General features: G+C 64.3%; 9 protein-coding genes and 1 pseudogene. All 10 read right to left on the reverse strand.

Annotation, left to right across the window (positions count from 1 at the left end):
• Nucleotides 1-74 precede the first annotated feature (74 nt).
• Nucleotides 75-197 carry a hypothetical protein gene (locus HP547_RS29735; RefSeq protein ID WP_256676397.1) on the reverse strand — a complete coding sequence of 41 codons (123 nt, stop codon included), beginning with the start codon at nt 195-197 and terminating at the stop codon, nt 75-77.
• Nucleotides 194-1,396, reverse strand: coding sequence for an MFS transporter (locus HP547_RS22490; RefSeq protein WP_175586347.1), 1,203 nt, complete (start codon nt 1,394-1,396; stop codon nt 194-196). The genes HP547_RS29735 and HP547_RS22490 overlap by 4 nt, the downstream gene beginning before the upstream one ends.
• A 64-nt stretch (nt 1,397-1,460) precedes the next feature.
• Nucleotides 1,461-1,865, reverse strand: a complete 405-nt coding sequence (locus HP547_RS22495) for a MarR family winged helix-turn-helix transcriptional regulator (protein ID WP_172225374.1) — start codon at nt 1,863-1,865, stop codon at nt 1,461-1,463.
• 61 nt (nt 1,866-1,926) lie between these two features.
• A complete protein-coding gene (locus HP547_RS22500) occupies nt 1,927-3,042 on the reverse strand; it encodes a glycoside hydrolase family 5 protein (RefSeq protein WP_256676398.1) in 1,116 nt (371 codons plus the stop codon).
• Between the two features lie 213 nt (nt 3,043-3,255).
• Nucleotides 3,256-3,984: an adenosylcobinamide-GDP ribazoletransferase gene (locus tag HP547_RS22505; RefSeq protein ID WP_172287465.1), complete on the reverse strand. Its 729-nt coding sequence runs from the start codon at nt 3,982-3,984 to the stop codon at nt 3,256-3,258.
• A gap of 1 nt (nt 3,985) precedes the next feature.
• Complete coding sequence (gene cobC / locus HP547_RS22510) at nt 3,986-4,552, reverse strand: alpha-ribazole phosphatase family protein (RefSeq protein ID WP_172287466.1); 567 nt, start codon at nt 4,550-4,552, stop codon at nt 3,986-3,988.
• Nucleotides 4,549-5,604: a nicotinate-nucleotide--dimethylbenzimidazole phosphoribosyltransferase gene (gene cobT, locus HP547_RS22515; protein WP_172225386.1), complete on the reverse strand. Its 1,056-nt coding sequence runs from the start codon at nt 5,602-5,604 to the stop codon at nt 4,549-4,551. Before cobT ends, cobC begins: the two co-directional genes overlap by 4 nt.
• A 363-nt stretch (nt 5,605-5,967) precedes the next feature.
• Complete coding sequence (cobU, locus tag HP547_RS22520) at nt 5,968-6,489, reverse strand: bifunctional adenosylcobinamide kinase/adenosylcobinamide-phosphate guanylyltransferase (RefSeq protein WP_172225388.1); 522 nt, start codon at nt 6,487-6,489, stop codon at nt 5,968-5,970.
• 1 nt (nt 6,490) lies between these two features.
• Nucleotides 6,491-7,945: a cobyric acid synthase gene (locus HP547_RS22525; protein WP_172287467.1), complete on the reverse strand. Its 1,455-nt coding sequence runs from the start codon at nt 7,943-7,945 to the stop codon at nt 6,491-6,493.
• Nucleotides 7,942-8,062: pseudogene (locus HP547_RS22530) on the reverse strand (threonine-phosphate decarboxylase); the annotation flags it as partial. The gene HP547_RS22525 and the pseudogene HP547_RS22530, both read right to left, overlap by 4 nt.

The raw sequence follows: 8,062 nt of genomic DNA on the forward strand, positions 1-8,062 counted from the left end.
CCGGCACCGTCAACCAATGTGCACGCATGGTTCATCACTCCCGCAAAACATTCCTTGAGCTTGCAGGGTAGCGCCTAACAAACACTCATGCCCAATTGCATCAACGCCATCCCGCCCTGGTGCCAGCCCCACCACGCCCACGCCAGCAGCATCAGCGCAGCCACGGCCAGCAGCCCGCGAACCAGGTAGCGGTTCATACCGCCTGGGCCTGCAAGCGGGCCACCGGGCGCTCGCGCACCGGCCAGTTCAGGGCGGCAGCCAGCAGGCTGAGCAGGATGGATATCTGCCAGACCAGGTCGTAGCTGCCGGTACGGTCATACACCACCCCGCCCAGCCAGCCACCCAAGAAGGCACCCAACTGGTGGAACAGGAAAACAATACCGCCAAGCATGGACAGATTACGCACCCCGAACAGCGTGGCCACGGTGCCGTTGGTGAGTGGAACGGTGGACAGCCACAGCAGGCCCATGGCGATACCGAACAGGTAAGCACTGAACTGGCTAACCGGCGCCCACAGGAACAGCCCGATCACCCCCGCACGTAGCAGGTACAAGCCGGTCAACAGGCGCGGCTTGGACATGCGCCCGCCCAGCCAGCCGGCGGTGAAGGTGCCGACAATATTGAACAGGCCAACCAGCGCCAGCACCGTCGTGCCAGTGGTCGCCGCCAAGTGCTGGTCAACCAGATACGCAGGTAAATGCACACCGATAAACACGACCTGGAAGCCACAGACGAAGAAGCCCAGCGCCAGCAACCAGAAACCGGAATGCGAGCAAGCCTCGCGCAGTGCCTCACCCAGGGTCTGCTCGGCGCCATGACTGGGCAGCGGACGATCGCGCAGCAGCCCGACGAAGGGCACGATAAACGCCACCATCAGGCCCAGCACCAGCAGCGCGGCGGACCAGCCCAGCCACTGGATCAGGCCAAGGGTGCCCGGCAGCATGGCGAATTGGCCGAAAGAGCCGGCAGCACTGGCGATGCCCATGGCCATGCTGCGCTTCTCGGAAGGTACAGCCCGCCCGACCACGCCTAGAATGACCGAGAACGACGTGCCGGACAGGCCGATACCAATCAGCAAACCGGCACTGAGCGACAGCGACCATGCCGAATCGGCCATGCCCATCAGCATCAACCCCGCGGTGTAGAGAATGCCACCAATGATCACCACCCGCGCCGCCCCCAACCGGTCGGCCAGGGCGCCCGCGAACGGCTGTGCCAGGCCCCAGATCAGATTCTGCAAGGCAATGGCGAAGGCGAACACTTCACGCCCCCAGCCAAAATCGGCGCTCATTGGCGCCAGAAACAGGCCAAAGCCGTGCCGCACACCCAGGGACAGCGCCAGTATCAGCGCGGCCCCTACCAATACCCACCCGCTGGTTCGCCACACCGAAGTCATTGTCATTATCTCCAGCACATCGCAAGGTTTTTACGGGTATATACCCGCTTATAGTCGTATCAATTCAGGCCAGCTGGTCCAGCAGGCGCACCAGTTCATCCCGCTGCCCTGCCCCCAGCCGCTCGACAAGCGAGGCCTGGGCCTGTTCCCAGGCTGGGCGGGCCGCGTGCAGCAGTCGCATGCCCGCCTCGGTCAGCAACACCACACGGTTGCGCTGGTCGTCGCCATCGGCCAAGGCCACCAAGCCCTCAGCCTCCAGCACACGCAGGTTGCGCCCCAGGGTACTGCGCTCCAGCCCCATGGCTTCGGCCAGGGCAGTGATGCTCGGGCGATCGAGCCGCTGCAAATGCCGCAGCAGGGAAAACTGGGCAACGTTCACCCCGAAGTCCGCAAGGGCTTCGTCATAGTGCCGGCTCACCCCGCGGGCGGCACGACGCAAATGGGTGCAGATGCATTCACTGGTCAGCATGGATACGTGTATATACCCGCGTCATGACTGTTGCAAGACATTTCATTTTTAGCCGACAAGCTCAATCTGGATTCAATCGTTTGCGAATCGGCTCGAATTCCGGCGTGCCGTTGCGCGGCAAAGGATCCGGCGCGTTTTCCTCGATCGCCTGCCAATAGCGCCATGGCACCTTGGCCGAACCCAGCTCGTAATCCATGCCATCCCAGTTGTCTTCGCGAAAGCTGTAGAACGCCCAGTGCAACTGGTTGCGATCCAGCACGCTGAGGACATCCTCAAGGTATTGCTTGCAGCCCGGCAGCCGGCGCATGCAGCCGAACTCACCCACCACCAGGCGTGAACGCGGCAGGTTCATGGCCGCAATCCAGGCCAGCGGCAGTTGCAGATAACGTTCCACCCGTTGGCCATCCCACTGCTGGATTTGCCCGGCGAAGGCTACCGGACCGGGATAGGCGATGGGCTGCTTGCGCGTCATGTTGGGCGCACTGGTGGCAACATAGGGTTCGTACATGTGCACGCTGTACAGCACCCGCTGGTCTTCCAGAGGGGCGGGCCAGTAACCGAACGCGTCTGCTGCAGCGAACCAGCCGGCATCGACCATGATGGGTGTATCGGCATCCTCTTCACGAATAGCCGCTATCAATTGCCGATAAAGCGCTGGCAGATCTCGCGCACCACCCTGCTCTCGCGCATACCACTGCTGCATTTGTACCGTCTCGGCATGCTCGGCCAAGCCGCCCTGTTTTTCCGGTGCTGGTTCATTGATCAGGTTATAGGCGGCGATAGCCGGGTGGTCCTTCAGTTCGCGCGCCACATCGCGCCAGAAGGCCTCAGCCTGCCGCCAGTAGCGCTTGTCTTGCCAGAGACGATCGTCGAACTGCCCCTGGTTGTTCTGCGACCAGCGCATGCCAGGCAGCGAGAGCGGTGCAATGACAACTTTCAGCCCCGCCTGGTGAGCTCGGTCGAGGGTGGCGCGCAAGATCGCCAGGTCGCCAGCAGGCAGGCCTTGATAGTCATCGGCGTCGCCGAGCAGAAAATCACGCTGGGCCGGCTGCCATTTATCGTAGGACAGCCGCACCCAGGTCGCGCCATAGCCGCTCAGGCCATCGAAGTAGGCTTGATCGGGCGGTAACCGATTGAAGCTGTTGCCGCCATGGCGAGGGTTGTCCCAGAAAGCCATTAACTCGGCCGCCGTGGCAGCCGGCAGCATGAACGACAACAATGCAGCGAGAACGAAATGACGCATGGCACGCACGCTCCTTGTCAGTTGAAGAAGCGGCGAGCATACGCCTGCAAGAAGATGGTGGCTTTTGCTGATATCTTTCCGGAAATTACCGGGATTCGAAGGGTAAAAAGCCTTACAGCTACGTCTTAAAAAATCGTCGGAATATTCCTAGATCGCCAGCACCAGCACCACTGCCAGCTCCAACAGCTCCAACATCGCCCCTGCCGTGTCACCCGTAGTCCCTTCAAGGCGCCGACACATCGCGTGACGTAGCCAGGCGAAGCCCGCCAATACCACCAGCATGACCGAGAACGCCTGATGGCCAGCTAGCACGATGCACAGCAGCACACTGACGAGCAAAACCCAGGCAGCCTCGCGCCGAGGCAGGTGCTCGGCCAGCGCCTGGCCCAACCCGCCGGGACGCACATAAGGCGTACCGAGGAACAGGCCCAACATTGCCGCTCGCCCGATCAGCGGCGCCAGCAGCAACTGCGCCCCGATACCTTGCCCAACCAGCACCCACAAGGCGCAGAACTTCAACAGCAGCACCAGCACCAGAGTGACCACGGCAATCGGGCCACTGCGAGGGTCTTTCATGATCCGCAGTGTGCGTTCACGGTCGCCGAAACCACCTAGCCATGCATCAGCACTGTCAGCCAAGCCATCCAGGTGCAAGGCGCCACTGAGCAGTACCCACAGCGTCAGCAGCAAAGCCGCGTGCAGTGGTGCCGGGGTACCTTGCAGTAGCTGGCTGGCCAGCCACAGCAGCAGGCCAAGCAGCAGCCCCACCAGCGGGTAATACAAAAGGGAACGCCCCACTTCGCGCGGTGCCGGCATACCCGGCAGGCTTACGGGCAAGCTGCTGAGAAACTGCAAGGCAATCCAGAACGGCAGCATTTCAACGCCCCTCCAGCAGTTGCCCGTCGTCGTTCGGTACCAGCCGCATCAACGCACCATGCCCGACTTCGACCTGCAGCAACTGCGCCCTGGGCAAGCCACGGGCACGCGCCAGCAACAGCCGCATGACCCCGCCATGCGTCACCAGCAGCACGCGTTTGCCGGCATGCTGACCGGCCAGGCGCTCGATAGCCTCCAGCACACGCTGGGCAAACGCTTCGACCGGCTCGCCATTGGGCGGTGTGAAGGCGTAAGGGTCTGCCCAGAAACGCCCCAGCGCATCCGCCTGATCTTCCATGATCTGTGCGGCGCTGCGGCCTTCCCAATCGCCGAAGTGCAGCTCCTGCAGTGCGGGCTCACGCTGCACCGGCAGGTTCAGCCGTGCGCCCAGTTCATCGGCAAAGCGCGCACAGCGCTGCAACGGCGAGCTGACCAGTACCTCCCAGGGGCCGGCCTGGGCAACCGCGCTGCGCATCTGCGCCCAGCCCTTGTCGGTCAGGGCATCGTCGAGGCTGCCACGCAGGCCGCCCTGTTCCGTTTCACCGTGGCGCAGCAGGTCGAGGATCATGCCGGGCGGTCCGCCACTGCAGCTTCGGCAAAGGTTGCCATCTGCCCGTGCAGCGCACAGGCCAGGCGTAGCAGCGGCACGGCCAGGGCAGCCCCGCTCCCCTCGCCCAGGCGCAGCCCCAAGGCCAGCAATGGCTCGGCCTGCAGCGCGGCAAGCAGGGCCTTGTGCCCAGGCTCTGCGCCTTGATGGGCAAATAGCAGCCAGGCCCGGCACTGCGGGTTGAGGCGCACGGCCAGCAGCGCGGCGACGCTGCAGATGAAGCCATCCACCAGCACCGCGATACCTGCCTGCGCGCAGCCGATGTAGGCGCCGACCAAAGCGGCGATTTCAAAGCCGCCGACACAGCCCAGTGCTTGCAGTGGATCATCCGCTTGCAGGCCATGCAGGCTCAGCGCCCGTTCGATGACCTCGGCCTTGTGCCGCACACCGGCGGCGTCCAGGCCCGTGCCAGGACCGCTCAGTTCAAGGGCCGGGCAGCCCAGCAGGATGCTGGCCAAGGCCGCGGCGGCCGTGGTGTTGCCAATGCCCATCTCGCCACCGATGAACAACTGCGCGCCCTGTTCGGCTGCGCGCAGGGCGCTGTCGCGGCCGGCCTGCAGGGCGGCGTGTAACTGACCTTCGGTCATCGCAGGCTGGCGGGCGAAATTGGCCGTACCGGTGCCCAGGCGCAGATGGCGCACGCCGGGGAGCTCGAGATGAGCGTCGATGGTGCCCAGGTCGATCACTTCCAGGCTGCCCTGCAGCTGGCGCGCCAGCACACTGATTGCCGCGCCGCCGCCGACGAAGTTGCGCAGCATCTGGCCGGTCACCGCCTGCGGATAGGCCGAGATGCCCTCTTCGACCACGCCGTGGTCGCCGGCGAAAATGCTGATCGCGAGCTGGTCCAGGCTTGGTCGCTCACGGCCTTGCAGACCGGCCAGCTGGATGGCCAGGCCCTCCAGCTGGCCGAGCGAGCCTGCGGGTTTGGTCAGCTGTTGCTGACGGGCGCGGGCCTGGTCCATGGCGACGCTGTCTTGGGGTTGGCAGGGGGTTTGCCACCAGGGTTGGGTCATGGGTGTAGGCCTGTTTCAGGTTGGGAAAAGAGTTGTGAGTGTGGTGGACCGGGAGGTGTCCGCCTTGAGTATTTCGGCGCCTGTGAGATCGAGCGCCGCCCGCGCGGCGCATCGCCGGCAAGCCAGCTCCATCTGTTTCGGGCCAATTACTCCTGATCCATTAGCGCGCGGTCCCTTGGTTGTCCCCTTCGATACTGCGTCGTGCTCCAGGGGGACGCGCGCCAATTGCACAGGTATAACTGGCCAGAAACAGAGGTGGGAGCTGGCTTGCCGGCGATGCGCCGCGCGGGCGGCGCTCGATCTCACCGGCGGCGGAATACTCAAGGCGGACACTTCCCGGCTCAAAGCATTCATGACGGCCCCTCACAACCCAGCCCCTTTCAGCACCAACGGCAACCCCGCCACCGTCAGCACCACGCGCTGACAACGCTCGGCCACCGCCTGATGCAACCACCCGGCCAAATCGACATAACGCCGGGTCAGCTCCCCCATGGGCACTACCCCCAAGCCAGTTTCATTACTGACCAGGATGATAGTGCCAGGCAATGGCTCCAGGCAGGCCAGCAGGGCATCACGTTCCTCGGCCAGGCGCTGTTGGTCTTCCAGCATCAACAGGTTGGTCAGCCACAGGGTCAGGCAATCCACCAGCAGGCAGCGCCCTTCTGCCGCGTTGGCACGGAGCACTGCGGCCAGAGCCAGCGGCTCTTCGATCAGCCCCCAGTCATCCGGCCGCCGCTGGCGGTGCAGCAGCACGCGCTCGTTCATCTCACCGTCCAGCGGCTGGCTGGTGGCAATGTAGGTCACTGGCAGGCCGCTATCACTGGCCAGTTGTTCGGCCAGGCGGCTTTTACCGGAGCGGGCACCACCGAGTACAAGGCTGCGCATATCAGGCCACCCCACAAAGTTGACGCAATTGCGCCGTGTCCAGGTGCTTATCCACCAGGTCGGCCAGGCGTTCGATATCGCGTTCGCGCAGAGCCTGGTAGTCGATGGTCTGCACATCCTCCAGCCCTGCCCAGCGCAGCAGCGCCGCGCACGACTGGCTGCCTTCGAACAAACCGTGCAGATAAGTGGCGAGCACCTGGCCATCAGCACTGACAGCACCGTCACAGCGGCCATCAGCCAGCGTCACTGCAGGATGCTCCAGGGCAGGCCCCGTGGTGACGCCAGCGTGAATTTCATAGCCTGCCACCGCCGCTGCTTCCAGATTCAGCGTGCCAGCAACGTTGCGCAGTTGCTTTTCAGCTTCCAGCACCGTGGCATAGTCGAGCAGGCCAAGCCCCAGGCTTGAGCCTGCAGGGCCTTCGAGGCCCAGCGGGTCATGCACTTCGCGACCCAGCATTTGCAAGCCGCCGCAAATACCAATCAACTTGCCGCCATAGCGCAAATGCCGCGCGATGGCCTTTTCCCAACCGCGCTCGCGCAACTGTGCCAGGTCGCCGCGCACGCTCTTGGAGCCCGGCAGGATGATCAGGTCGGCAGCCGGAATCGGCTGACCCGGGCCGATGAACTGCAGGTCTACCTGCGGGTGCAGGCGCAGCGGGTCGAAGTCGGTGTGGTTGCTGATGCGCGGCAGTACCGGCACGATCACCTTGAGCACGCGCTCGTGCTTGGCGCCCTGGCGCACATCGATGCCGTCTTCGGCCTCCAGGTGCAGGTCGGTCACATACGGCAGCACACCAAGCACCGGCTTGCCGGTACGCTCTTCCAGCCAGTCCAGCCCCGGTTGCAGCAAGGCAATGTCACCGCGGAAGCGATTGATGACAAATCCCTTGACCCGCGCCTGCTCACTAGGCGACAGCAGTTCGAGGGTGCCGACCAGATGGGCGAATACACCGCCGCGGTTGATGTCGGCGACCAGGATCACCGGGCAGTCCACCGCTTCGGCAAAGCCCATGTTGGCGATATCGCCGGCACGCAGGTTGATCTCTGCCGGCGACCCCGCACCTTCGACCATCACCACTGGCCAGGCGGCGCTCAGGCGCTGGTGCGAGGCCAGCACCGCCTGCATGGCGATGACCTTGTAGTCGTGGTAGGCCACCGCGTTCATGCTGGTGACGGCGCGGCCATGGATGATCACCTGGGCGCCGGTGTCGCTGTTGGGCTTGAGCAGCACCGGGTTCATGTCGGTGTGCGGCGCCAGCCTGCAGGCCTGGGCCTGCACGGCCTGGGCCCGGCCGATTTCACCGCCGTCGGCAGTTACCGCGCTGTTCAACGCCATGTTCTGCGGTTTGAACGGCACCACGCCGACGCCCTGGCGCAACAGCCAGCGGCACAGCGCGGTCACCAGGGTGCTCTTGCCCGCATCAGAGGTGGTGCCCTGCACCATGAGGGTGGTCATGCTGTTTCCTTCTGGTAATCCGCCAGGGCCTGGGCCAGGCGCTGTTCATCTGCCGCGCAAGCGGGCAGCCCAAGGCGCACGGCCAGAGGCTGCTCGAACAGGCGCACGAGGATGCCG

The organism is Pseudomonas sp. CM27, from assembly GCF_013179515.1.
Lineage (GTDB): Bacteria > Pseudomonadota > Gammaproteobacteria > Pseudomonadales > Pseudomonadaceae > Aquipseudomonas.